This is a genomic window from Rhizobium sp. BT03 (assembly GCF_030053155.1).
Classification (GTDB): Bacteria; Pseudomonadota; Alphaproteobacteria; order Rhizobiales; family Rhizobiaceae; genus Rhizobium.
In genome coordinates this window covers 1,381,141-1,403,273 of the sequence record NZ_CP125640.1, presented here as the reverse complement: position 1 = coordinate 1,403,273, position 22,133 = coordinate 1,381,141, and the positions used below count along the sequence as shown (strand labels likewise).

Sequence of the window (22,133 nt, the reverse complement as noted above, 5' to 3'; positions counted from 1 at the left end):
CCCCGGAATGAGGCGGCCGACATGAAAGCCTTCGCCGACCTGCTCGACCGCCTCGTCCTGACCCCCAGCCGCAACGGCAAGCTGAAGCTGCTCACCGACTATTTCCGCGATACGCCCGATCCCGACCGCGGTTACGGCCTTGCCGCCATTGCCGGCACGCTGGAGGTGCGCAATGTCAAGCCCGCCATGCTGCGCGAACTGGTGCTGGAGCGCATGGATGAGGTGTTGTTCCGCTATTCCTACGACTATGTCGGCGATCTCGCCGAAACCATCTCGCTCGTCTGGGACAATGAGCGCGATATTGACCGCTCCGCACTTTCCCAGCCGCGCCTCGGCGAGGTCGTTTCCGGCATGAATGCGCTCGGCCGCACCGAAGTGCGCAGCTTCGTCCGCGACCTGCTCGACCGGCTGGATTCCTCAGGCCGGTTCGCCTTCATCAAGCTGGCGACCGGCGCCATGCGCATCGGTGTTTCCGCCCGTCTGGCCAAACAGGCGCTGGCCGATCTCGGCGGCAAGGACGTCACCGAGATCGAAACGCTCTGGCACGGCCTGCAGCCGCCTTATGAGACGCTGTTCGAATGGCTGGCGGCGGGCGGCGAAAAGCCGGTGCTGGCGACACCGGCGATCTTCCATTCGGTCATGCTCGCCAATGCGGTGGAGGAGGGGGATCTCACCGGCCTCGATCCGGCCGATTACGCCGCCGAATGGAAATGGGACGGCATCCGTGTCCAGCTCTCCCGTTCCGGCGACCGGCGCAAGATCTATTCGCGCTCTGGCGACGATATTTCAGGCGCCTTTCCCGATATTCTCGACGCCATCAGTTTTTCCGGCGTCGTCGACGGCGAGCTGCTGGTCGGCGGCACCGCCCGCTCCAACAGCCCGACCCGCACCTTCTCCGACCTGCAGCAGCGCCTGAACCGCAAGACGGTGACGGCAAAGATGCTGGCCGATTACCCGGCCTTCATCCGCACTTATGACCTGCTCTTCGACGATGACGAGGATGTTCGCGGCCGGAGCTATGCCGACCGCCGCGACCGTCTGACCGAGATCATCGATCGCGCCCCCCACGACCGGTTCGACCTCTCGCCACTCGTGCCTTTCTCCTCCTGGGACGAGCTCGACCGTCTGCGTGCCGCCCCGCCCGATCCGGTCATCGAAGGGGTGATGATCAAACGCCGCGACAGTATCTACCAGGCCGGCCGGATGAAGGGTCCCTGGTTCAAGTGGAAGCGCAATCCCTATAATGTCGATGCGGTGCTGATGTATGCCCAGCGCGGCCACGGCAAACGCTCCAGCTACTATTCCGATTTCACCTTCGGCGTCTGGGCCGACGATGAGGATGGCGAGCAGCTGGTGCCGGTCGGCAAGGCCTATTTCGGCTTCACTGATGCCGAGCTCGAAGTGCTCGACAAATTCGTGCGCAACAACACCACCGAGCGCTTCGGGCCGGTGCGCGCCGTGCGCGCCGACAAGGATTTCGGCTTTGTCGTCGAGGTTGCCTTCGAAGGCATTAATCGCTCGACGCGGCACAAATCGGGTGTCGCCATGCGCTTTCCCCGCATCGCCCGCCTTCGTCCGGATAAACCGCCTTACGAGGCCGACCGGCTGCGCACGCTGATCGCCATGATCGATGCCAAGCCGGAATAATCTCCGATCCCTCCTGCGCAACAATGACGCAGTCCCGAAATTTCAACAGGATGTGTATTGGCGGCAACGATCTTCCGGTGCAAATCTTGTGTGCCGGGAAAATGATTTGGGTGCTGCGTTATGAGCTCGCATGAACGAAATTCCTTTTTCCGCCAACGCCGTGCCGTGCTGGCGGGCCTTGCCGGCGCACTCGTCCTGCCGCAAATGGCGGCCGCTTTCGATGTCCCTGATGAACCGCGCCTTGCCAAGCATGATTACGCCAAGGTCCGCAGCCATTTCCGCACGAAGCTGTTGCAGAAGGGGCCGGCGCCAGACAAATACGAGCCGCTGACGGCGCCTGCCGACGCCGACAAGATCTTCTACCGCTCCGGCTACGGCGAGCTGGAACTCGCCGCCTGGGTCTCGAAGTACAAGCGCGAGCGCGCCGCCAAGCCGGCCGTGCTCTTTCTGCACGGCGGCAATGCCATGGGCATCGGCCACTGGCAACTGATGAAGCCCTATATGGATGCCGGCTATGTCGTGATGATGCCGTCGCTGCGCGGGGAAAACGGCCAGATGGGCAATTTCTCCGGCTTCTACGATGAGGTCGACGACGTTCTCGCCGCCGCCGAGCGCATGGCGCATCTGCCGGGCGTCGATCCCGGGCGCCTGTTCATCGCCGGCCACAGCATCGGCGGCACGCTGACCATGCTGACGGCGATGAGCACGCATAAATTCCGCGCCGCCGCGCCGATCTCGGGCAATCCCAATGCCTTCCGCTTCTTCAACCGCTATCCCCAGGATATCCGCTTCGACGACAGCAATACGCATGAGTTCGAGGTGCGCTCGGCGCTCTGCTACGCCCACAGCTTCAAGTGCCCGGTTCGGGTCGTCCACGGCACGGAAGAGGCCCATTTCAACGACCGGGCCGATCTGCTCGCCCGCCGCGCCCGCGCCGCCGGCATCCATATCGAGACCGAAACCGTCGCCGGCAATCATACCTCGGCGCTGCCGGCCGAGATCGAACAGAGCATTCGATTCTTTCACGGAGTGGCGGCCTGAGTTTCGGCTGGCGTCTTAAAGTCCATTGCCGCATTGATGAATTTCGCGGAAGTTGTAATCTCTAATCATGATTGGCAACATATTCTTCGGCGCAGCAGCCGCGACCCTTTTCGTTGTGCTCTGGCTAATGCTTCCGGCCATCGCGAGTCGTCGCGACTTGATGAAAATGACTCCGGCCGAACACGGCTGGTATGCAAAGCGGATTTTTCCGTTGATGCTCCTGTTTGCCGCGTTTTCCACCGTTGGAAGCCTGGCTGGGCAGTGGGGCTGGCCTTGAGGTGTCGCCGCTTATAGAAACGGCGTCCTGCTCGTTTCCTGATTTCTCACCCCAACGCCAGCCTCGCGCCAGCCGCGGATGCCATCGTCGCGCCAGATATCGCTGTCTCGCCGATCGTTGATAAGGGTGGTTCCATGAATTTTCTGCACCGGGTTTTCCCGATTGCCGGGCTCGTCATCGCAGCCGTGTCGCTGAGCGGCTGCAACATCCTCATTCCCGACGTCGCCGCCGATTCGCCCGCCCGCTTCGTCCAGGAAACCTCGCCGGTCTTCTATCAGCCGCCGGGCGTCGATCCGCGCCGGGTGCGGCCGATACCCGACCAGCCGGTGCCGCAGACGCGCGAGCTCTACAAGACCCAGTTCCATCAGACCTACGGCCTGCCGGTCAGCAATCCCGTGCACATGGCGATGTATGGCGCGCTGCGCGACGAGGATTTCACCCTGCCGGCGATCCCGGTCAGCCGGGTGCAGCCGCAGTTCCTGCGCCAGGAAGTCGATTACCAGACGACCGAGCGCCCCGGCACGGTCATCGTCGATACCAAGGCGCATTTCCTCTATTTCGTCGAGGCTAACGGCAAGGCGATGCGCTACGGCGTCGGCCTCGGCCGCGAGGGTTACGCCTGGTCCGGCCGCGGCGTCATCCAGTGGAAGCAGAAATGGCCGCGCTGGACGCCGCCGGTCGAAATGGTCTCGCGCCAGCCCGATGTCCGCGCTTTTTCGGCCGAAAACGGCGGTATGAATCCGGGGCTCCAGAACCCGCTCGGCGCCCGCGCCATGTATATCTTCAAGGACGGGCAGGATACGCTCTATCGCATCCACGGCACGCCGGACTGGCAGTCGATCGGCAAGGCCACCTCGTCGGGCTGCGTGCGCATGCTGAACCAGGACGTCGTCGATCTCTATGACCGCCTTCCCGCCAAGGCGGAGATCGTTGTGATGTAGCGCTGCAACAGCGCTGCTGATATCGTCCGCTCAAGGCCGGACACGTCTGCGTGAAGCTATGGTTTATTTGGCGCAAGCCGATAGATCTTCTGATGTTGTTCTCGGCATCGGACGAATCGCCGCTCACGCGCGGTCTCGTCCGGCTCCCGCATCAGAGGAAATCAGTCCCGCGTCATGAGCTTCGATAGACATCTTTCCCGCCGCAGCTTTCTTTCCTTTTCGGCATTGACCGCAGCCTCCGCGCTCACCGGCTGCGCCTCTTCGGCCAATACGGTCACATCGGGCGATACGATGATCACGTACCGTTCGCCGATGCGCCTGTTCCAGTCCCCCGGAGCGTCGAGTGTGCCGAGCGGGGCCGAGCTTGCCGTCATGTATGGCCCCGTCGAAGACGGCGGCTTTCTCATCCCGGCCGTTCCCTACGAGCAGATCGACCCGCGCTATTATCGCCAGCGCGTCCTCGATCCCACCGGTCAGCCGCCCGGCACGATCGTCGTCGATACGCCGTCGCGTTTCCTCTATCTCGTCCAGGGCGACGGCATGGCGATGCGCTACGGCGTCGGCATCGGCCGCGAGGGTTTCGCCTGGCAGGGTTCGGGCGTCATTCAGTGGCGTCAGAAATGGCCGCGCTGGAAGCCGCCGAACGAGATGGTCGCCCGCCAGCCGGAACTCGTCAAATATTCGATCGACAACGGCGGCATGGAGCCGGGCCTGAAGAACCCGCTCGGTGCCCGCGCGCTCTATATCTTCTCGAACGGCGAAGATACGCTCTACCGCCTGCACGGCAATCCCGACTGGCGCTCGATCGGCAAGGCCGTCTCCTCGGGCTGCGTCAGGCTGATGAACCAGGATATCATCGATCTCTACGACCGCGTTCCGACCAAGGCGCCGATCGTCGTCTGGCAGTGATATCAATCCGGGCGGCCGCGGTCCGGTCGCCCGATCTTGCCTGATCCAGGCGGGCTAAAAGCCTCCGCTTTCCGGCGCCGGAAAAGGTTTATTTTCAAAAAACCATTGCTTAATTCGCTAAATAACCTACATGGTGCGTATCGAATTGCTTGCGACCTTTGTCCACGCGCTGAAGCGCTCCGTCAGATATCCTCTCAACATCGATACGGCTTGTCGGACATTCTTCCGCAGGCGAACACAACGGTTGAAAAGGAGATCGTTATGAATTCAGGCGTCGTCAAATGGTTCAATGGCACCAAGGGTTTTGGCTTCATTCAGCCCGATGATGGTTCTACGGATGTTTTTGTCCACATTTCAGCGGTCGAACGCGCCGGCATGCGCGAACTCGTTGAAGGCCAGAAGATCCGCTATGATCTCGTCCGCGACAAGAAGTCGGGCAAGAATGCAGCCGACAACCTTCAGGCCGCATGATTTGTCATTCGCCTATGCTGTCCAGATGCTGGCGGCGCGCTGACCACGGATGTACTGGCAGCGAGCTGACCGACTGGCGGAGAAATGGCTGAGTGGCTGGAAGAGGTCGGGTGCCAACCCGGCCTTTTTGCTTTGATCGCTGGCATGTCCGAATTGACCGCGGTTATTCTGATTGACCGGCGAGCAGCCGAAGAGTTCAAGGGACGCTGAAATGGGCAGACTAAACTATCAAATCGGCGATATGATCGTGCTGAAATCGGGCCTCACTCGTACGGCGAAAGCCGATAAGCGGTGCCGGATCGCCAGCATTCTGCCCAACGACCACGGGCATGTGCAATATCGCGTCCGGTTCGACGCGGAGAATTTCGAGCGCCGCATCACCGAGGCCGACATCGATACCGGGGAATCGCCCTCCAGGGCTTCCCCCGAGGCAGTGGCCAAGTCTGATGGCGCCGAGCCTTGGCTGAAGTTTTCGAGCATTCGGACGGGCAAGTAGTCCCGCCGTTTTTACCATCACAGCGCGGCCCGGCCGCCGACAGGAAGGATATCGTTTTGCAGGTTCTCGTCAGGGATAACAACGTCGATCAGGCGCTCCGCGTGCTCAAGAAGAAGATGCAGCGGGAAGGCCTGTTCCGGGAAATGAAGGCGCGCAGCGCTTTCGAAAAGCCGTCCGAGAAGCGCGCCCGCGAAAAGGCCGAAGCCATTCGCCGCCAGCGCAAGCTTGCCCGCAAGAAGCTGCAGCGCGAAGGCCTGCTGCCGGCGCCGAAAAAGGTTCTCCGCGCCCGCTAATCCCGGCATCGCGGCCCAACCGCGGCATCGCGGCCAGCCGGCCCGGCCGCGGATCACGGCTCTTAGCCATGGCTAAAGCCTCCGTCATCACCTGAGAAAGGGGCACATGACCGCCACCAAGGGAGAATTCTTCAATCCCGCCAAGCTTTCGTCTCGCGACAAGGCGGAAGCGACCGATCACACGGCGCGCGCCATCATCGCGGCCGAGGCGTCGGCCCGAGACAAGAAGACGGAAAAGCTGAAGGCCCTGCGTCTGCAGCAGGAGGCCGAGGCAGCACCTGAAGCGGCGCCTGCCAAGAAACGCCGGTCGCCGGCCAAGGCGGCTGTGAAGCGGGCCTGATCCTCAGGCCTACACCCGTTTTTGGACTGGCCCGGCGGATGCGGTCAGCCGCCGCTCGTGGCGGCCCGGCCGAGATTGCCCCGCAGCCGATGCAGCATGTCACGCATCGCTGCCAGTTCCTCGAGCGTGCAGCCGGCGGCTTGGCCGATCGCCGTCATGATCGTATCGATCTCCCCTTTCATCGCCTCACCTTTCGGGGTCAGCGACACGATCACCTGGCGTTCGTCGCGCAGGTCACGCAGGCGCTTGATCAGCCCGCTCTGCTCCAGCCGTTTCAACAGCGGCGACAGCGTGCCGGAATCGAGATCGAGCTGCTCGCCGATCGTCTTTACCGGCAGTTCGCCGCGTTCCCACAGCACCAGCATCACCAGATATTGCGGATAGGTGAGACCCACCCTGTCGAGGATCGGCTTGTAGGCGCGGGTGAAGGCATGCGCCGTCGCGTAGACCGCGAAGCACAACTGCTTTTCCAGCCGTTTCTCCTCCTGCGGTATCTCCATCGTCTTTACCGTTTGCGCTTTCATATCCAACATCCCTGAGCCTGCGATTGTCTTCTTTTACATGCCGAAATGCAATTTGCAAAATTCACTTGCGTACAATTTAATTGTGCGATAATTAAAATCAACCCGATCGAAGGGCCAACCAAAGGAGATCGTCATGCCTATTCTCTATACGACCAAAGCCTCTGCCACCGGCGGCCGCGCCGGCCGCGCCGTTTCTGAAAACGGCGTTCTGGACGTGACGCTGACCGTTCCGAAGGAACTCGGCGGCGACGGCGCAACCGGCACCAATCCCGAGCAGCTCTTCGCCGCCGGCTACTCCGCCTGCTTCCTCGGTGCCCTGAAATTTGTCGCAGGCCAGCAGAAGGTCAAGATTCCCGAGGAAACGACGGTCTCCGCCAAGGTCGGCATCGGCCCGCGCGAAGACGGCACCGGCTTCGGCATCGAAGTGGCCCTGACGGTCGACATCCCCGGCCTCGACCGCGAAACCGCCGAAAAGCTCGCCGCCGCAGCCCACATCGTCTGCCCCTATAGCCACGCCATGCGCACCTCGACCGAAGTTCCGGTCACGGTCGCCTGATAAAGCGCTTCCAGTAAAAAATGCGGGCGACGGCTTCCTGCTTCGGGCGGATGCCGCCGCCTTCTTGCTGCTGACATGAGCGCAGTGCTCGGCGTATGGATTGCCGTCGATCCGCGATGGCAGCCCCTCACCCTAACCCTCTCCCCGTAAAAACGGGGAGAGGGGACGTGCCCTGCGAGAGGTTGGTGGGGAACGGAGAGGTCGCGGCTTGCCCCCTTCGCCCCGCGAGCGTGGCGAAGGTGCCGGCAGGCGGATGAGGGGCAGGCCAGCCCTACTCGCCCATCGCCCGTCCGTTGTGACGCGGCCGGCGCAGCGACCCAGCCGATTTCGGCGTCTCAACCGCCATCCAGGACACCGCGAGCAACTCCTGCCGTAGCCGCGCCGAACCGCCATCCGGCAACCTGCCGTCAAGCATCGCATGCGTCTCTTTCCAGATCGGCAGCGCCCTTGCGAGCACCGCCTTGCCTTCGGGCGTGAGAACAAGCAACCGGCGGCGCCGGTCCTCCGGATTTTCCACCACCATCACCCAGCCTTTGCGCTGCAGCGGCTTCAGCGCCGCCGTCAGCGTCGTCTGGTCCATGGCAAGCAGCGCGGCGACCGGTCCCATCGGCGGCGGTTCCGGCCGGTTCAGCGACATCATCAGCGAAAACTGCCCATTGGTCAGCCCGGCCGGCCGCAGTGCGTCGTCGAACAGCCGGGCGAGCGCCCGGGCCGCCCGCTGCGCATGCAGGCAGAGGCAGGTATCGCGCACCAGCAGCGTTGTAGAGAAAGGAATTTCAACCGAATTTGACATGCTTCATTTCTATTGATATCAATGTATTTAGTCAAGGAGAAGGAGATGTGCCGGCTCGCCGGTGGCGCCGGAGGAGGGCGCATCCCATGCAGAACGAGGTTGTGTCCCGTGAGCAATGGCTTGAGGCCCGCCGTGCCCTGCTCTTGAAGGAAAAAGAGGCGACGCGGCTGCGCGACAGCGTCAATGCCGCCCGCCTGGCGCTGCCCTGGGTGAGGGTCGACAAGGATTACATCTTCGACACGCCCGAGGGCAGGAAGTCGCTCGCCGATCTTTTCGATGGCCGCAGCCAGCTGCTGATCTACCATTTCATGCTCGGACCGGATTGGGATGCCGGCTGCCCCGGCTGCTCCTTCCTGTGCGATCATGTGGACGGTGCGCTGCCTCATCTCAACCATCACGACGTCACCTGGGTCGCCGTCTCACGTGCGCCGCTCGACAAGATCACCGCCTACAAAAGCCGCATGGGCTGGAAATTCCCCTGGGTCTCGTCCTTCGGCAGCGATTTCAATTTCGATTATCACGTCTCTTTCAGCCCAGAGGACCTTGCCAAAGACAAGGTCCTCTACAATTTCACTGCTATCGAGCCGGCCGAGGCCCATGACGAACTGCCGGGGCTGAGCGCCTTCTACCGCAACGACAAGGGCGAGGTCTTCCATACCTATTCGAGTTATGCCCGCGGGCCGGAGGAACTGATCGGCACCCTGATGATCCTCGACCGCGCCCCGAAGGGCCGCAATGAGGACAGCACGATGAATTTCGTGCGCCGTCATGACGAATACGAGGAGGCCCCCAAGGCGCCATCCTGCTGTCACTGAGCCGGAGCATGATGGCGAAAAGCCCGGGCGGTTTTCGACCGGCATCATGCCTAACTCGCCAGCGCAAATTCCAGCAGACCTACGCAGCGGTTCTGCCGGGAAAGTCGCGAAACGGCTTCCCGGAATTGCGCCGACAAAGCCATTGGCCAATATCACGCAAGGGAGAAGGATGATGAAGACCGCGGAAGTGCTGAAGGAACATTCCTTTCTTGAAAGACTGGTCGGCGACTGGACCGTCACCGCGCCCGAAATGTCCGGCGGCGAGCCCTGGACGGAGACCGTTCGCTCGCTGCACGGCATCTGGTTCGTCGCCGAGGGCACCGGCAGCATGCCGGATGGCAAGCAGGCCACCAGCATCCTGACGCTCGGCTACAACGCCGCCAAGGGCAAATATGTCGGCAGCTGGATCGGCAGCATGATGGACTTTATGTGGGTCTATGAGGGCGAGCTCGACGCCTCCGGCAACGTCTTGGACCTCTATACGACAGGGCCAGACTTCAACGGCGAAGGTCTTGCCGATTATCGCGAGCAGATCGCCTTTGTCGACGCCGATCACCGCACCTTCATCTCCAGCGCCAGGCAGCCGGATGGCGCCTGGAAACAGTTCATGGAAGCGCATTACGCCCGCAAGATCTGACAATCACGGCGCTCGAGCCTCGGAAAAAGGGGCGCCTCTAAAGGGAGAGTACGATGTCTGAGACGCATGGAAAGTTCATCTGGTGCGAATTGATGACCCCCGACACATCGGCTGCCGCGAAATTCTACAGCTCGGTGGTCGGCTGGACCACCTCCGAGATGAAAGTGGAGGGCATGCCGACCTATACGATCTTCGAGGCGAACGGCATCGGCGTTGCCGGCCTGATGGAGTTTCCGGCCGAACTCGAAGGCCAGGGCATCCCGCCGAACTGGACGGGTTATGTCGATGTCGACGACGTCGACCAGTCGGCGAAGGATTTCGCCGCCAATGGCGGATCGGTCCGCCGTCCGCCGGACGACATCCCGGGCATCGGCCGCTTCGCCGTCGTCGCCGATCCGCATGGCGCAGTGCTCTGCATCATGACGCCGGCGCCGATGGACAAAACCTGGCCGGAACTGGCCCCCGATGCGCCAGGCAATATCGGCTGGCACGAACTCTACGCCGGCAACGGCAAGGACGCCGTCGCCTTCTATTCCAAGCTGTTCGGCTGGACGAAGGACAGCGAAATGGACATGGGTCCGATGGGCGTCTACTACCTCTTCGCCCGCAATGGCCGGCAGATCGGCGGCATGATGACCAAGCCGGACAATATGCCGATGCCCTTCTGGTGCTATTATTTCATCGTGCCGGCGCTTGATGCCGCAATCGAACGCCTCACCTCAGGCGGCGGCAAGGTCGTCAACGGCCCGATGGAAGTCCCCGGCGGCAGCTGGATCATCCAGGCGACGGACCCGCAAGGCGCCTTCTTCTGCCTGGTGGCGCCGAAGCGGTAGGCTGTTGACGTCAACCGTAGCCCCTCATCCGCCTGCCGGCACCTTCTCCCCGCGCGCGGGGAGAAGGGAATATGTTGCAACCTCTCCGTCCCTCACTCACGCCTCGCAGGGCACGTCCCCTCTCCCCGTTTTTTACGGGGAGAGGGCTAGGGTGAGGGGCAGGCGCAGCGCGGCCCTCAGAACTTATAGCTCGTCCCGAAGAGAACCTTGTCCTGCGTGGCGCCGACATCGCCGATGGCCGAGCCGAAGTCCTTGTTGCCGAAATCGGAATGGCGATACTCGCCGCGCACCAGAATATGGTTGGTGACGGCGTGTTCGATGCCGCCGCCGGCCGTCCAGCCGATCAGGATGCCATCCTTCTTCCCGGCGGCGGGAATGTCGACCTTGCCGCCGCCGGCCGCCACACCCGCCGTTGCGAAGAACAGGGTTCGATCCAGGGCGTAACCGACCCGCGCGCGGCCGGATGCATCCCATTCGAGGTTCGCATCGCCCTTTTTCTCGAAGTTGTAATTGAAGTCGTTCTCGATGCCGTAGACGATATTTCCGGATTGGAAATTATAGCCGGCATAGAGGCCTGCCGTGCCGCCGTCGCTATTCTGATCCGAGCCGAGGATCTTCGTCTGGCTCCAGGAATATCCGCCCTGGCCGCCGAGATAGAAGCCCGACCAATCATAAGCCGAAGATACCTGCCCGGCGGCGGGAGCCGGCGTTTCGTAGGTGAGGTCGGCGGCAACGGCCGGAACGGCGGCCGCAAGCGCCAGAGCGGCGCAGGCGATAAATCTGATATGCATGAAAATGCCTCGTGTTCATTGGGAGCGAAAAAGGGCGGTCGCGACACCGCCCGGCTCTCAGGAACATGCGCCATGCCGATATTGCGGAGTGTCTTTTAACGTTGAGATTTGTTGCGAGCCCGATGGCGGAGGAGGGGCGTCACGGCACGCCCCCTATAACCCCTCACCCCTCTGATCCCACCGAAGTGAAGAACCCTTCCGGGCTCTCCACCTCCACCAGCTTCTTCTTCTCGATCAGCCAGAACCGGTTTCCCACCGCCCGCACGAAGCTGCGGTCGTGCGAGACCAGCAGGCAGCTCGCCTCATGCGCCATCAACTCGCTCTCCAGCGCTTCCTGTCCCTCGATGTCGAGATGGTTGGTCGGCTCGTCGAGCAGATAGAAATTCGGCTCGGTCAGCCTGAGCACCAGCATGCCGAGCCGCGCCTTCTGGCCGCCGGAAAGCTGGCCGATCGGCTTTGCCTGCATGTCGATCGTCATGCCGGCACCGGCCAGCAGGGCGCGTGCCCGCTGATCGCCGACATCGAAGCGGCGGATGATCGTGCCGATCGGCGTGTCGGTATCGGCAAGATCGGCAAGCGCCTGATCGCCATAGCCGAGAACAACGGACGGCGTCGCCTTGATACCATCCCGAGCTGTCTCCGGTCTTTCGATCGCCTGCTTCAGCATCAAGACCAGCCGCGATTTGCCCGCGCCGTTAAGGCCGAGCAGCACGATCCGGTCGCCCTGGCAGATGAACTGCCGGCCGGTCTTGAACAGCAGCGTGCCATCCGGCGTCGTCACCGCCGCATCCTCCAGCGTCACCAGCACCTTGGCATGGGTGCCGCGGTTGGAAAGCCGGATGGCGCCGGCCGAGCGTTCGAGATGCGCGGGTTTTGCCGCATCCTCCAGCTTCTCCGCCCGCTGCTTCAATTGCTTCGTCTTGACGACGAGCAGGTCGCTGCCGGAATTGACGCCGATATTGTTGAGCTTGGCCGCCTGCTTGCGCAATTGCTCGGCTGTCTTCATGTCGCGCTCGTAACGCCGGGCATCGGAGGCGTCGACCTCGTCGAGGGCGGCGCGCGCCCTGCTATAGGGCAGGGCGAAGACCGGCGATTGCTCCGGCCGCAGGAACAGCGTCCGGTTGGTCGTCGCATCGAGGAAGGCGCGGTCATGGCTGGAGAGGATGACCGGCACGTCGCGCGGCAGCGCATTGAGCCAGCCCTCCAGCTGCGCGATTTTTTCGAGGTCGAGATGGTTGGTCGGCTCGTCGAGCAACAGCACGTCGGGTTCGCTCACCCACGTGCGGGCCAGCATGGCAAGCCGCTGCCATCCGCCGCTCAACTGCTGCAGCGGCCGGGAACGCATCACCTCCGGCACCTCGAGCGAGTCCAGCACCACATCGACCCGCCAGCTTTCGCTTTCGGCCTGATCGGCCGGCAGCGCCTGCAGCACAGCATCGTAAAACGGCGTGTCGAAGAGGGCGGCCGGCACGTTCTGCGCGACATGGCCGACGGTCAGCCCGCGGGCCTTGGTGATCTCGCCTTCGCTCGGCTCCAACGCGCCGGTGATGCAGGCAAGCAGAGTCGATTTCCCCCGTCCGTTGGCCGCGACGAGGCCGATGCGGTCGCCTGAATTGACGACGAGATTGAGTTTCGAAAACAGCGGATTGCTCAGCGTCACGCCGAGATTGCGGATATTGATGAGGGTCATGATCGTTCTCTGGTCTTGACCGGGGAGGCGATCCGGGGCGTTCAGCCATCACGGAATTGCGCCTATCGGGCCCGGGAAGTTACAGGAATGCGGGAGCCAACCATGGGTTACGGCGCCGCATTGGCCACGAAGGGCAGACCAGGAAGAGATGTCGGGAACGGTCTCTGGTCAGCCCTGCAAACGCATTTGCAGGGCGTCGACGGGACCACGCTGGCGATGATGCCGGAAGTAAGTTTGCATAGCGTGATCCTCCTTTCTCGAAAGGGTTGCAGGAGTGAAATACCATTGCCGGCAAAATGAGGCAAGGGAACCGCGGAGCCCACGAGAGCCTCGTCCTGAGGTGCCCGGCAGGGGCCTCGAAGGGCGAGGCAGGTGCGTTGGTGGTTGATGGATGCAAGGAGCATCCATCAATCAACCCGCCGCACACCGCCAGCCAATTCCAGCCGCCCCTCTATCCCGATGCTCTCGAGAAACGTCTCGTCATGGCTGACGACGATGAGCGCCTCGTCATAAGCACGCAGCCCGGCCTCGACCGCTGATATCGAGTCGATGCGCCGTTCAGAAGTCATTGGCGGCAAAGGTTGCCTATTTCTCCAACCTTTTGCTGCAGGTCCGCGAGGTCTTTGGCAGCCAGTTCAGTGCCCAATTGTTTGTACGTCGTGATGTCGGCCATCTTCTCGGTGAAACAGGTGCAATAGGTTTGGATTTGCTGCTGGGTAATAGCTTGGTTGAGTGAGGCCTGCTTTCGAACGCAAGCAAACTGGGTGTCGGCTATGAATGATTTTCGAGCTTCGCCACCGATTGCTTCGTCGCGAGAGAACACAAACTCTCCGTAGGCAAGAAGGCCGACGAAAATTGTGACAAAGAGCGCCGCAAACGTGATTGCCCCCGGATGGCACTTGCGTTCGACTTAGCTTGACCCCTTCTGAAAACGTTTCGTATGGCTGCAATCACCACAAATAATAGTGGTGCGGCGAGAACCTGCCCACCTAAAGCGCTAATCGTTTCCGCACTCCGAGTGTGGGCGTAGTTTGCTAGTTCAAAGCCTCGACCGTTCGCGACCTGAAGCAACAAGATGGCAGCGCTAACGCTAATGCCAATATTGGCGCTTCTCCAGAGGCTCCACTTTTGGGCTGCACGATGCCCGATCGCCTCTTCCATAGTCATGCCCTTCTCCTCCAAGCTGCCGCGGTGGTTATCAATAGGTTGAATGCGTTATATCTTGCAAGTATGGCATCGCTTTCGAACTAGCGACCTCAAGCCTTTTCACGACGAAACGGGCTAGTGGAGCAATCGAGATTGAGCGAAGACTTAATGGCAGGCCGAAAGGCAAATACACCGGGGCCTTTCTCGAAAGGGTTGCAGGATGGAAATACCGTTGCCGGAAAAATGAGGCGAGGGAGGCGGCGTCAGAGGGATGCAGGAAGCAATGTTGCGGCGTGCTTCGAGGCCACGCCCTCTCGGGCTTCGGTTGGGGGAGGCCGCGCTCTTATAGGCAGTTAGGGAATGGTAGGTGCCGGTGGTGGAGGGCGCTGCTGCTCTCCTGAAATCACCCACCCGCATCGCCCGGCAATTCCAGCCGCCGCCTGATGCCGATATTTTCGAGAAACGTCTCGTCGTGGCTGACGACGATGAGCGCTCCGTCATAGGCGCTGAGACCCGCCTCGACTGCCGATATCGAGTCTATGTCGAGATGGTTGGTCGGCTCGTCGAGAATGAGCAGCGGCGGCGGCGCGGAGCCGAGGGTGCAGGCAAGGCCGGCGCGCAGCAATTGTCCGCCGCTCAACGTCGAGACGGTCTGCAGCGCAGCATCGGCCCGGAACATGAAGCGGGCAAGCGCGGCGCGGCAGGTGTTTTCATCGGAAAGCGGATTGATCCGGCGAAAATTATCGCGGATCGAGGCCGACGGATCGAGGAGGCTGACCTTCTGGTCGAGTATTGCAAAGCCGGTCATCACGGCGATCGTGCCGGCCCAGGGTTTCAACGCGCCGGTTACAAGCGCCAGCAGCGTCGTCTTGCCCGAACCGTTGCGGCCGGTGAGGGCGATCCGTTCCGGCCCCGTCACGGCGAAGGAGAGATCTCGGATGACGGCATCTCCCGGCCGATAGCCCGCTGTTACGGCCTCCATTTTCAGCACGATCTTGCTGGCCGAAAGCCCGGTCGACGGCAGGTTGACCGACAGGGGCTGGAGGATCTCGATCTTTTCGCGTGCCGCTTTTGCCTCCTCCAGCGCCTGGGTGCGCCGTCGTTCGGCCAACCGGGCATTGTCGCCGCCGGTGGTTTCGCTCCGCTCCTTCATGCCGCCGAGCAGGATGCGCGGGATGCCGCCCTTGGCCGCCATTTTCCGCCCGGCGCTGTCCCGCCGTGCCTGACGTTCCACCGTCGCCTGCGTCTTGCGCGCCACCTCGGAAATGCGCTTTTCGGCATCGGCGAGATCGTGTTGGGCTGCGGCAAGCTCCAGCGCCTTGCGCTCGCGGTAATGGCTCCAGTTGCCGCCATAGCGGGTGGCGCCGAGCGAGGTCAGTTCGACGATCGCATCCATGCTTTCGAGCAATTCCCGGTCATGGCTGACGATGATCGCGCCGGCCCGCCAACCCGATATCAGCCCGATCACCGCCTCGCGGCCGTCGCGGTCGAGATTGTTCGTCGGTTCGTCGAGCAGCAGAAAATCCGGTTCGGTGAAAACCAGCGCGGCAAGCCCGGCCCGGGTCCGCTGCCCGCCGGAGAGCGCGGCAAGCGGCGTCTGCGGCTCGGCGTCGAGCCTCGTGCGGCCAAGTGCAGCGGCCATGCGCGCCTCCAGCGTCCAGTCCGCGGATAAAAGTTCGTCGGCCGTTGCCGTGCCGGTTTCGGCCCGATGGAGGACGGCGAGCGCATCGGTCGCGCCGAACAGATCGGCGACGGTTTCATGGGGTGCCACCTGCACGCTCTGGCGCAGGATGCCAAGGCTGCCGCTGACGGACAGCGTCCCCGACTGCGGCCGGATGCCGCCGGAGATAAGCTTCAGCAGCGTCGTCTTGCCGACGCCGTTGCGCCCGACCAGGCCGATACGCTCTGCCCCGAAACTCAGGTCGAGATCGGAAAAAAGCGGCCGCCCGTCAGGCGTGGCCCATGAAATTTGCGAGAGAGTGATGGATGCAGGCATGGATGTGGATTTCCCCGTTGGCAAGGCGAACTGGCATTGCGATCGGGTTGAAATCCATTGCGGCACACATCCTGTTGAAATGGTCGATGGCGGATAATTTAGGGAAGCGAGGCTTGTGGTTCAAGGCGGGAACGATCACGCTTTCTTCCAGAAAGCCACCCGCCACCCTAACCCTGCCGGGGTCGAGCCACTCGTCTCGACCCATCCTTCGGACCCCCGCAAACGGGGCGAGGGGACGTGCCCTGCGAGACGCTGGTGAGAAACGGAGAGGTCGCGGCAAGCCTCCTTCGCCCCGTTTGCGGGGAGAAGGTGCCGGCAGGCGGATGAGGGGCTTACAGCGCGCCGCCTGCGAAATAACTACCGCTTCAAGCTCCCCAATATCCCGCGCACCAGCGCCCGGCCGACCTGGGTGGCCACCGTGCGCGCCACGCTTTTCATCGCTGCTTCCACCACCGTTTCGCGCTGGTAGCCGGAGGTCCTGCCGCGCGACTGGCCGCGGCTCTGCTGGTTGTCGTCATTGCTGCCGCCGAAGCCCGGCAGGTTCCAGCCGGAGGTGCTGCCCGGCTGCTCGGCCGCTTCCTCCTGCGCCCGCTTGGCGGCTTCGGCATCGGCCGCCTTCTTGGCGCGCGCCGCCAGCAGCTCGAAGGCGGATTCGCGGTCGATGTCCTCGTCATAGACGCCGAGAACCGGGCTCCTGTCCATGATCTGCTGGCGCTCGGCATCCGTCACCGGGCCGACGCGGCCGGAGGGCGGGCGGATCAGCGTGCGCTCGACGATCGAGGGCGCGCCCTTGACCTCCAGCGTCGAGACCAGCGCCTCACCGGTGCCGAGATTGGTGATGACGGTGGCACAATCGAAGGCCGGGTTGGGGCGGAAGGTCTCGGCCGCCGTCTTCACCGCCTTCTGCTCGCGCGGCGAATAGGCGCGAAGCGCGTGCTGCGCCCGGTTGCCGAGCTGAGCGAGTACCGTTTCCGGTACGTCGAGTGGGTTCTGCGTCACGAAATAGACGCCGACACCCTTGGAGCGGATCAGCCGCACCACCTGCTCGACGCGTTCGACCAGCACCTTCGGCGCATCGTTGAAGAGCAGATGGGCTTCGTCGAAGAAGAAGACCAGCTTCGGCTTGTCAGGGTCGCCCACTTCAGGCAATTCCTCGAACAGCTCCGACAGCAGCCAGAGCAGGAAGGTGGCGTAAAGGCGCGGGTTCATCATCAGCTTGTCGGCGGCAAGCACGGAGATCTGGCCGTAGCCATTGTTGCTGGTGCGCATGATGTCGGAGATCTTCAGCGCCGGTTCGCCGAAGAAATGCTCCGCACCCTGCTGTTCGAGAACGAGCAGCGCCCGCTGGATCGAGCCGACCGAGGCCTTGGAGATCAGCCCGTACTGGTTGGAAAGCTCGGTGGCATTCTCGCCCATATAGTTGAGCAGCGAGGTGAAATCCTTGAGGTCGAGCAGCGGCAGCCCGGCCTGGTCGGCGAGTTTGAAGGCGATGTTGATGACGCCTTCCTGCGGTTCGGAAGCGTCCATCAGCCGGGCAAGCAGCAGCGGCCCGATCTCGGCAACGGTGGTGCGCACCCGATGGCCCTTTTCGCCGAACAGGTCCCAGAAAATCACCGGGAACTGGTCGAATTCATAGTCGGTGAAACCGATCTGCTCGGCCCGCTTGGTGAGAAAATCCTTGGCCTCGCCCCTGGCGGCGATGCCGGAAAGATCGCCCTTGATATCGGCCGCAAACACCGGAACGCCGGCCCGCGAAAAACCTTCGGCCAGCACCTGCAGCGTCACCGTCTTGCCGGTGCCGGTGGCGCCGGTGACGAGGCCGTGGCGGTTGCCGAATTTCAGGTCGAGATATTCCGGCTTGTTGATGCTGTCATCGGGATTGCGGCTTGCGCCGATGAAAATCTTGCCATCCTCGATCATCCCCAATGCTCCCTTCGGGCTTTGCCGCCATTTGTCGAGAAGGCTTGGCTTTCAACGCCTTCATCGAACCATCGTTTCCCTGTTATAAGCAGGCATGCGGATGCCGACAACTGTTTGCATCGAAAGCAAAACCCCACGCAGTGCCCATCGGGCGGCATGGACTTGAGTTGCACTGGAATCTCGATTAACGTTGACGTTAACGTCAAAATAACAGGAGGCTGACGATGAATGAAATTGTGACCCAGATTGCCGATCGTGTGGGTATTGCGCCTGATTTGGCCGAAAAGGCGCTCGGCATGATGCTCGGCTTCCTGCAGCGCGAGGCGGCCGACGGCCCGGTTGCACGGATGATCGAAGCGATCCCCGGCGGCGCCGATCTCGTCGCCCAGTTCAACGGCGAGAGCGCCGGCGGCGGCGGTCTGCTCGGCGGGCTGATGAGCTCGCTCGGCGGCGGCGGCATCATGGGCCTCGGCGAGCAGCTGATGGGCGAAGGCCTCGGCATGGGCGAGATCACCTCGCTCGCCAGGGAAACCATCGCCATCGCCAAGCAATATGCCGGCGAAGAGGTCGTCGACGAAGTCGTCGCTTCGGTTCCGGGGCTCAGCCAGTTCGTCTGAGCGACAACCGCCAAAATAAGCCTTCGCGGCCTTGCCGCGGAGGTTCACCGTTGTCGCTCTTCCAGAATCTCGTCGGTAATATTACGTCCCCGCGCAAACACACCCAGTATGATGACGTTATCGCCACTAACCGAGAACGCTACACTGACACTGCGCCGATAGCCGATAATCCGCAAGCCGGGGATCCGGCCTTCCCGCACCGTGCCCCGTTCCGGAAACGTCGCCAGAGCTTCGATGAAGGTGATCACCGCGTCAACGAAGTCGCCAGCGATAGAAGTTCCGGCCTCAACGGCGATATTGTCATAGAGCTTGTCTAGTTCTGCTTCTGCCTTGGGATGGTAAATAATGCGATAGGGCATCCCTACTTGGCTTTCGCCGCATCATTCCGACTTTTGGTTTCAAAGCGAGAGCGCACCGTCTCGGCCGGGATGCCAAGGCTCGGCTTGTTCATCAGCTCGTCGTAGCGCGCCGGGATCTCCTCATTGAGCCAGCGCTCGCGGGCCGCCTCATGATCCTCCAACAGCCGTAGGCCTGCACGGACGACCTCGCTGGCGTTGTTGTAGCGGCCGGATTCCAGCTGCTTCCTGACAAACTCCTCGTAGTGGCTTCCAAGCGCAACGTTGGGCATGGCTTTCCTTTCGTTATCATCAGTATGGGGTAGTCGTTCCGTTGTGACAATAGATATCAATCTTAGCCTAAGAATACGCGCGTGATAATTCCCGGTCGCCCTTGCCTTGCAACCTTTGTCGGTTAAGTAGGGATTTCCGGCGAATAGAAGGAGAGCCGCATGACTGTCTGGCGCCCACCGCAGCAGATCAGGGTGAAGGTGATGCCTTGTATGGAGGCAAGACCGGCTGCTCGCCGCGGAAGTGGAGGATGACGGCGGCCGCATCAAGGGCATTCGCCCGCTCGGCGGCTCGATCGAATTCGGCGAGACGCGCGAAGAGGCCCTGCAGCGCGAATTCCGGGAGGAGCTCGAGACGGCGATCCGCATCGTCGGCCCCTGGCATCTCCTCGAAAACATCTTCGAACATCATGGCGCAACCGGTCATGAATATATCTTTGCCGCCGATATCGAACTGGCCGATGCATCGCTCTATGAGCGCGATGAAATCCGCTATTCCGAACTCGACGAGACGGGGACGACGGCACGCTGGTTCGGCCGTGACATGGTGCGCGATGCCGACATCGATCTCTATCCGACAGGGCTGGAAAAGGTGCTGTCACGCTGGCGCGATTGAGCCCGAGAAGGCGTTTTCGCGAAGCTGATTTTCTGCTCGCCAAACTTTGATCGCCGGTTCCCCCGCCATAGGGAACAAGCAATGCCGGATTGCTGTTATCATCGCATCGCTGAAATCAGAAGGAATAGCATCATGCGCAGGTTTATTGCAGCAGCGACGATCGCTCTCCTCAGCCTCTCCGCCCCGGTTCTTGCCCAGTCGAATATGGGCATGGATGCCAGCGGCCGGATCGACGGCACGCCGCCGCTTGGCACAGCACCAGGCGTCGAAACCCAAAGCGGGCTGGTCATTCCCCTCGACTCGATCGAAACCGGCAGCGTCGACAACGGCGCCCCGAGCGGACGGGTCGATTGGGCGCGCTGCCCGCCGCGCAAGGCCCGTGGCGCGCTTGCCCCCGAAGGCGGCAATAGCGGCGCCTCCGTCAGCGCGGCCTGCCGCGATCGATAATACTGGAGCGTTCTATTTGCCGTCCTTGCCGTTGCGATGCAGCAGGACGCCAAGTTCATGCCATTGCCGCCCGTCGCGCTCGATGAGGCGATCGGCGCAGGCTGGTCCCATGCTGCCCGGGGTGTAAGCGTCGGGCGTGCTCGGGTCCTTCGCCCAGACATCCAGGAAGGGCTGCACCGCCGCCCAGCCGGCCTCGATGCCGTCGGCGCGCTGGAACAGCGTCTGGTCGCCGATGAAGAGATCGTAGAGCAGCGATTCATAACCGGTGGTCTTGCCGATATCGAATTTGTCGGCATAGCGGAAATCGAGTGAAACCGGCGTGGTATCGACCGAAAGCCCCGGCGACTTGATCGAGATTTCCATGCTCATGCCCTCGTCCGGCTGCACCTGGATCACCAGCCGGTTCGGCGGCAGGCGGCGGTTGACCTCGGTCTCGCGGAACTGCGCGAAGGGCACCGGCTGGAAGGTGATGACGATCTCGGTGTCGCGCGCCGTCAGCGCCTTGCCGGTCCTCAGGTAGAAGGGCACGCCCGCCCAGCGCCAGGTATCGGCGTAGAGCTTCAGCGCCACATAGGTTTCCGTCCGGCTGTCGGGCGAAACGTCCTTGCTGTCGCGATAGGCCGGAAGCTCGGCACCGTTGAGCGGGCCTGCGCCATAGGCGCCGCGCACGCCATGCGTCTTCGCCTCCTCGGGCGTATAGATACGCAGCGCCTTCAGCACCTTGCTCTTCTCGTTGCGGATCGCCTCGGCGTCGAAACTGTTCGGCGGCTCCATGGCAATCATCGCCAGCAGCTGGAAGAGATGGTTCGGCACCATGTCGCGTAGCGCGCCTGTCGCATCGTAGAATTTGCCGCGGCTGCCGACATCGACGATCTCGGCGGCAGTGATCTGCACATGGTCGATATAGCGGCTGTTCCACAGCGACTCGATGATCATATTGGCAAAACGCGCCGTCATCAGGTTCTGCACCGTCTCCTTGCCGAGGAAATGATCGAGCCGGTAGACTTGGCTTTCGCCGATCTGGGCGAGAATCTGCGTGTTGAGTGCCCGCGCCGAGGCGAGATCGGTGCCGAACGGTTTTTCGATGGCGACGCGGCGGAATGTGCCGTCCTTTTCATCGGTCAGCCCATGCGCGGCGAGTTTCTCGACGATCGAGCCGAAGAAGGACGGCGGCACCGCGAGATAGAAGGCGGCATTGGCATCCGGCCCCAGCCGCCTGCCGATCTCGAGGAAAATATCGTCCTTGGTGAAATCCCCCGCCATATAGGAAATGCGCCGGCGCAGGCTCTCCCAGGCTTCGTCCTTTTGCGTCTGTTCCGCGCCGCTTAGATGCTTTAGGAATTCGTCGAGCCGTCCGCGCAAAAATTCGTCGTCGCCCGGCTCGATGCCGATGCCGAGAATGTGGAGATCTTCACCGACAAGACGGCCGCGCGTCAGGTTGATGATCGCCGGCACCAGCAGCCGGCGCGTCAGGTCGCCGGTGGCGCCGAAGATGACGAGGGTGACCGGCGGGGTAGGGGTAGCGTCCATATGTGTCATCTCCGATACTTTTCCGGCCGACTATAATGCGCGCCGGTTTCGCCGCAACATATGAGAGCGAGGGATAACAGGCATTTGACAGCATGCGGGGCCTGCCCCTCATCCGCCTGCCGGCACCTTCTCCCCGCTTGCGGGGCGAAGGGGACATGTTGCACCCGCTTGCCCAAATCTCG

At 62.3% G+C, this 22,133-nt stretch carries 26 protein-coding genes and 1 pseudogene; 15 read left to right on the top strand and 12 right to left on the bottom strand.

Features of this window, described 5'->3' with window-relative positions; genetic code table 11:
- Positions 1 to 21 precede the first annotated feature (21 nt).
- The 8 genes from QMO80_RS07000 to QMO80_RS06965 all read left to right on the top strand — a co-directional run bounded on the left by QMO80_RS07000 (position 22) and on the right by QMO80_RS06965 (position 6,415).
- Complete coding sequence (locus QMO80_RS07000) at positions 22 to 1,647, top strand: cisplatin damage response ATP-dependent DNA ligase (RefSeq protein WP_283199424.1); 1,626 nt, start codon at positions 22 to 24, stop codon at positions 1,645 to 1,647.
- 120 nt (positions 1,648 to 1,767) lie between these two features.
- Positions 1,768 to 2,688, top strand: a complete 921-nt coding sequence (locus QMO80_RS06995; RefSeq protein ID WP_283199423.1) for a S9 family peptidase — start codon at positions 1,768 to 1,770, stop codon at positions 2,686 to 2,688.
- A 411-nt stretch (positions 2,689 to 3,099) separates the two neighbouring features.
- Entirely contained in the window at positions 3,100 to 3,906 is an 807-nt protein-coding gene (locus QMO80_RS06990) for a L,D-transpeptidase (RefSeq protein WP_283199422.1), read from the top strand.
- Positions 3,907 to 4,080: 174 nt separating this feature from the next.
- Positions 4,081 to 4,815, top strand: coding sequence for a L,D-transpeptidase (locus QMO80_RS06985; RefSeq protein ID WP_283199421.1), 735 nt, complete (start codon positions 4,081 to 4,083; stop codon positions 4,813 to 4,815).
- 261 nt (positions 4,816 to 5,076) lie between these two features.
- Entirely contained in the window at positions 5,077 to 5,286 is a 210-nt protein-coding gene (locus tag QMO80_RS06980) for a cold-shock protein (protein ID WP_283199420.1), read from the top strand.
- Between the two features lie 211 nt (positions 5,287 to 5,497).
- Positions 5,498 to 5,782, top strand: a complete 285-nt coding sequence (locus QMO80_RS06975) for a cold-shock protein (RefSeq protein WP_097627564.1) — start codon at positions 5,498 to 5,500, stop codon at positions 5,780 to 5,782.
- Positions 5,783 to 5,838: 56 nt separating this feature from the next.
- Positions 5,839 to 6,075, top strand: a complete 237-nt coding sequence (gene rpsU / locus QMO80_RS06970) for a 30S ribosomal protein S21 (protein WP_003569533.1) — start codon at positions 5,839 to 5,841, stop codon at positions 6,073 to 6,075.
- Between the two features lie 106 nt (positions 6,076 to 6,181).
- Positions 6,182 to 6,415 (top strand): hypothetical protein, encoded by a 234-nt coding sequence (locus QMO80_RS06965; RefSeq protein WP_283199419.1) that lies wholly within the window; start codon positions 6,182 to 6,184, stop codon positions 6,413 to 6,415.
- Between the two features lie 44 nt (positions 6,416 to 6,459).
- Here the strand turns inward: QMO80_RS06965 and QMO80_RS06960 are convergent, their stop codons facing one another.
- The gene (locus QMO80_RS06960) at positions 6,460 to 6,948 is read right to left on the bottom strand and encodes a MarR family winged helix-turn-helix transcriptional regulator (protein ID WP_283199418.1); all 489 of its coding nucleotides are present in this window, start codon (positions 6,946 to 6,948) and stop codon (positions 6,460 to 6,462) included.
- Positions 6,949 to 7,072: 124 nt separating this feature from the next.
- Between QMO80_RS06960 and QMO80_RS06955 the strand changes: the two genes are divergently transcribed.
- On the top strand, positions 7,073 to 7,495 hold the full coding sequence (locus QMO80_RS06955) for an organic hydroperoxide resistance protein (protein ID WP_064837534.1): 423 nt from the start codon (positions 7,073 to 7,075) through the stop codon (positions 7,493 to 7,495).
- Between the two features lie 271 nt (positions 7,496 to 7,766).
- Here QMO80_RS06955 and QMO80_RS06950 read toward each other — a convergent pair whose 3' ends face one another.
- Positions 7,767 to 8,288, bottom strand: coding sequence for a MarR family winged helix-turn-helix transcriptional regulator (locus tag QMO80_RS06950; protein WP_283199417.1), 522 nt, complete (start codon positions 8,286 to 8,288; stop codon positions 7,767 to 7,769).
- Positions 8,289 to 8,374: 86 nt separating this feature from the next.
- On the opposite strand from QMO80_RS06950, the gene QMO80_RS06945 reads away from it, so the two are divergent.
- The 3 genes from QMO80_RS06945 (at position 8,375) to QMO80_RS06935 (ending at position 10,573) form a co-directional block, all read left to right on the top strand.
- On the top strand, positions 8,375 to 9,103 hold the full coding sequence (locus QMO80_RS06945) for a thioredoxin family protein (protein WP_283199416.1): 729 nt from the start codon (positions 8,375 to 8,377) through the stop codon (positions 9,101 to 9,103).
- A 169-nt stretch (positions 9,104 to 9,272) separates the two neighbouring features.
- Positions 9,273 to 9,740, top strand: coding sequence for a DUF1579 domain-containing protein (locus tag QMO80_RS06940; RefSeq protein WP_283199415.1), 468 nt, complete (start codon positions 9,273 to 9,275; stop codon positions 9,738 to 9,740).
- A 53-nt stretch (positions 9,741 to 9,793) separates the two neighbouring features.
- Positions 9,794 to 10,573, top strand: a complete 780-nt coding sequence (locus QMO80_RS06935) for a VOC family protein (RefSeq protein WP_283199414.1) — start codon at positions 9,794 to 9,796, stop codon at positions 10,571 to 10,573.
- Between the two features lie 176 nt (positions 10,574 to 10,749).
- Here the strand turns inward: QMO80_RS06935 and QMO80_RS06930 are convergent, their stop codons facing one another.
- The 7 genes from QMO80_RS06930 to QMO80_RS06900 all read right to left on the bottom strand — a co-directional run bounded on the left by QMO80_RS06930 (position 10,750) and on the right by QMO80_RS06900 (position 18,116).
- Entirely contained in the window at positions 10,750 to 11,364 is a 615-nt protein-coding gene (locus QMO80_RS06930; RefSeq protein WP_283199413.1) for an outer membrane protein, read from the bottom strand.
- A gap of 163 nt (positions 11,365 to 11,527) precedes the next feature.
- The gene (locus QMO80_RS06925) at positions 11,528 to 13,054 is read right to left on the bottom strand and encodes an ABC-F family ATP-binding cassette domain-containing protein (RefSeq protein ID WP_283199412.1); all 1,527 of its coding nucleotides are present in this window, start codon (positions 13,052 to 13,054) and stop codon (positions 11,528 to 11,530) included.
- A 407-nt stretch (positions 13,055 to 13,461) separates the two neighbouring features.
- Positions 13,462 to 13,623, bottom strand: a complete 162-nt coding sequence (locus QMO80_RS06920) for a hypothetical protein (protein WP_283199411.1) — start codon at positions 13,621 to 13,623, stop codon at positions 13,462 to 13,464.
- Positions 13,620 to 13,877 (bottom strand): hypothetical protein, encoded by a 258-nt coding sequence (locus QMO80_RS06915; RefSeq protein WP_283199410.1) that lies wholly within the window; start codon positions 13,875 to 13,877, stop codon positions 13,620 to 13,622. The genes QMO80_RS06920 and QMO80_RS06915 overlap by 4 nt, the downstream gene beginning before the upstream one ends.
- Before the next feature lie 726 nt (positions 13,878 to 14,603).
- Positions 14,604 to 16,196, bottom strand: a complete 1,593-nt coding sequence (locus QMO80_RS06910) for an ABC-F family ATP-binding cassette domain-containing protein (protein WP_283199409.1) — start codon at positions 16,194 to 16,196, stop codon at positions 14,604 to 14,606.
- Positions 16,150 to 16,401: a hypothetical protein gene (locus QMO80_RS06905; protein WP_283199408.1), complete on the bottom strand. Its 252-nt coding sequence runs from the start codon at positions 16,399 to 16,401 to the stop codon at positions 16,150 to 16,152. The genes QMO80_RS06910 and QMO80_RS06905 overlap by 47 nt, the downstream gene beginning before the upstream one ends.
- Positions 16,402 to 16,553: 152 nt before the next feature.
- A complete protein-coding gene (locus tag QMO80_RS06900; RefSeq protein WP_283199407.1) occupies positions 16,554 to 18,116 on the bottom strand; it encodes a helicase HerA-like C-terminal domain-containing protein in 1,563 nt (520 codons plus the stop codon).
- 224 nt (positions 18,117 to 18,340) lie between these two features.
- On the opposite strand from QMO80_RS06900, the gene QMO80_RS06895 reads away from it, so the two are divergent.
- A complete protein-coding gene (locus tag QMO80_RS06895; protein ID WP_283199406.1) occupies positions 18,341 to 18,733 on the top strand; it encodes a hypothetical protein in 393 nt (130 codons plus the stop codon).
- Positions 18,734 to 18,777: 44 nt separating this feature from the next.
- Here QMO80_RS06895 and QMO80_RS06890 read toward each other — a convergent pair whose 3' ends face one another.
- On the bottom strand, positions 18,778 to 19,092 hold the full coding sequence (locus QMO80_RS06890) for a type II toxin-antitoxin system RelE/ParE family toxin (RefSeq protein WP_283199405.1): 315 nt from the start codon (positions 19,090 to 19,092) through the stop codon (positions 18,778 to 18,780).
- A 2-nt stretch (positions 19,093 to 19,094) separates the two neighbouring features.
- Positions 19,095 to 19,361, bottom strand: a complete 267-nt coding sequence (locus tag QMO80_RS06885) for a type II toxin-antitoxin system ParD family antitoxin (protein ID WP_283199404.1) — start codon at positions 19,359 to 19,361, stop codon at positions 19,095 to 19,097.
- Between the two features lie 159 nt (positions 19,362 to 19,520).
- Between QMO80_RS06885 and QMO80_RS06880 the strand changes: the two are divergent.
- Positions 19,521 to 19,974: pseudogene (locus tag QMO80_RS06880) on the top strand (NUDIX hydrolase).
- A gap of 132 nt (positions 19,975 to 20,106) precedes the next feature.
- Positions 20,107 to 20,421, top strand: coding sequence for a hypothetical protein (locus QMO80_RS06875; RefSeq protein WP_283199403.1), 315 nt, complete (start codon positions 20,107 to 20,109; stop codon positions 20,419 to 20,421).
- Positions 20,422 to 20,433: 12 nt separating this feature from the next.
- On the opposite strand, the gene zwf is transcribed toward QMO80_RS06875, so the two are convergent.
- Positions 20,434 to 21,951 carry a glucose-6-phosphate dehydrogenase gene (zwf, locus tag QMO80_RS06870; protein ID WP_283199402.1) on the bottom strand — a complete coding sequence of 506 codons (1,518 nt, stop codon included), beginning with the start codon at positions 21,949 to 21,951 and terminating at the stop codon, positions 20,434 to 20,436.
- Positions 21,952 to 22,133: the final 182 nt, after the last annotated feature.

What these genes read in the sequence shown, in the direction of transcription:
- QMO80_RS07000 (WP_283199424.1), top strand. Translation starts at nt 22, where the DNA reads ATGAAAGCCTTCGCCGACCTGCTCGACCGCCTCGTCCTGACCCCCAGC.
- QMO80_RS06920 (WP_283199411.1), bottom strand. Translation starts at nt 13,623, where the DNA reads ATGACTTCTGAACGGCGCATCGACTCGATATCAGCGGTCGAGGCCGGG.
- QMO80_RS06905 (WP_283199408.1), bottom strand. Translation starts at nt 16,401, where the DNA reads ATGGGTCGAGACGAGTGGCTCGACCCCGGCAGGGTTAGGGTGGCGGGT.
- QMO80_RS06885 (WP_283199404.1), bottom strand. Translation starts at nt 19,361, where the DNA reads ATGCCCAACGTTGCGCTTGGAAGCCACTACGAGGAGTTTGTCAGGAAG.
- QMO80_RS06910 (WP_283199409.1), bottom strand. Translation starts at nt 16,196, where the DNA reads ATGCCTGCATCCATCACTCTCTCGCAAATTTCATGGGCCACGCCTGAC.
- QMO80_RS06890 (WP_283199405.1), bottom strand. Translation starts at nt 19,092, where the DNA reads ATGCCCTATCGCATTATTTACCATCCCAAGGCAGAAGCAGAACTAGAC.
- QMO80_RS06995 (WP_283199423.1), top strand. Translation starts at nt 1,768, where the DNA reads ATGAGCTCGCATGAACGAAATTCCTTTTTCCGCCAACGCCGTGCCGTG.
- QMO80_RS06875 (WP_283199403.1), top strand. Translation starts at nt 20,107, where the DNA reads ATGCGCAGGTTTATTGCAGCAGCGACGATCGCTCTCCTCAGCCTCTCC.
- QMO80_RS06945 (WP_283199416.1), top strand. Translation starts at nt 8,375, where the DNA reads ATGCAGAACGAGGTTGTGTCCCGTGAGCAATGGCTTGAGGCCCGCCGT.
- QMO80_RS06960 (WP_283199418.1), bottom strand. Translation starts at nt 6,948, where the DNA reads ATGTTGGATATGAAAGCGCAAACGGTAAAGACGATGGAGATACCGCAG.
- QMO80_RS06975 (WP_097627564.1), top strand. Translation starts at nt 5,498, where the DNA reads ATGGGCAGACTAAACTATCAAATCGGCGATATGATCGTGCTGAAATCG.
- QMO80_RS06985 (WP_283199421.1), top strand. Translation starts at nt 4,081, where the DNA reads ATGAGCTTCGATAGACATCTTTCCCGCCGCAGCTTTCTTTCCTTTTCG.
- QMO80_RS06930 (WP_283199413.1), bottom strand. Translation starts at nt 11,364, where the DNA reads ATGCATATCAGATTTATCGCCTGCGCCGCTCTGGCGCTTGCGGCCGCC.
- QMO80_RS06935 (WP_283199414.1), top strand. Translation starts at nt 9,794, where the DNA reads ATGTCTGAGACGCATGGAAAGTTCATCTGGTGCGAATTGATGACCCCC.
- QMO80_RS06900 (WP_283199407.1), bottom strand. Translation starts at nt 18,116, where the DNA reads ATGATCGAGGATGGCAAGATTTTCATCGGCGCAAGCCGCAATCCCGAT.
- QMO80_RS06990 (WP_283199422.1), top strand. Translation starts at nt 3,100, where the DNA reads ATGAATTTTCTGCACCGGGTTTTCCCGATTGCCGGGCTCGTCATCGCA.
- QMO80_RS06925 (WP_283199412.1), bottom strand. Translation starts at nt 13,054, where the DNA reads ATGACCCTCATCAATATCCGCAATCTCGGCGTGACGCTGAGCAATCCG.
- QMO80_RS06980 (WP_283199420.1), top strand. Translation starts at nt 5,077, where the DNA reads ATGAATTCAGGCGTCGTCAAATGGTTCAATGGCACCAAGGGTTTTGGC.
- QMO80_RS06895 (WP_283199406.1), top strand. Translation starts at nt 18,341, where the DNA reads ATGAATGAAATTGTGACCCAGATTGCCGATCGTGTGGGTATTGCGCCT.
- QMO80_RS06950 (WP_283199417.1), bottom strand. Translation starts at nt 8,288, where the DNA reads ATGTCAAATTCGGTTGAAATTCCTTTCTCTACAACGCTGCTGGTGCGC.
- QMO80_RS06940 (WP_283199415.1), top strand. Translation starts at nt 9,273, where the DNA reads ATGATGAAGACCGCGGAAGTGCTGAAGGAACATTCCTTTCTTGAAAGA.
- zwf (WP_283199402.1), bottom strand. Translation starts at nt 21,951, where the DNA reads ATGGACGCTACCCCTACCCCGCCGGTCACCCTCGTCATCTTCGGCGCC.
- QMO80_RS06955 (WP_064837534.1), top strand. Translation starts at nt 7,073, where the DNA reads ATGCCTATTCTCTATACGACCAAAGCCTCTGCCACCGGCGGCCGCGCC.
- QMO80_RS06965 (WP_283199419.1), top strand. Translation starts at nt 6,182, where the DNA reads ATGACCGCCACCAAGGGAGAATTCTTCAATCCCGCCAAGCTTTCGTCT.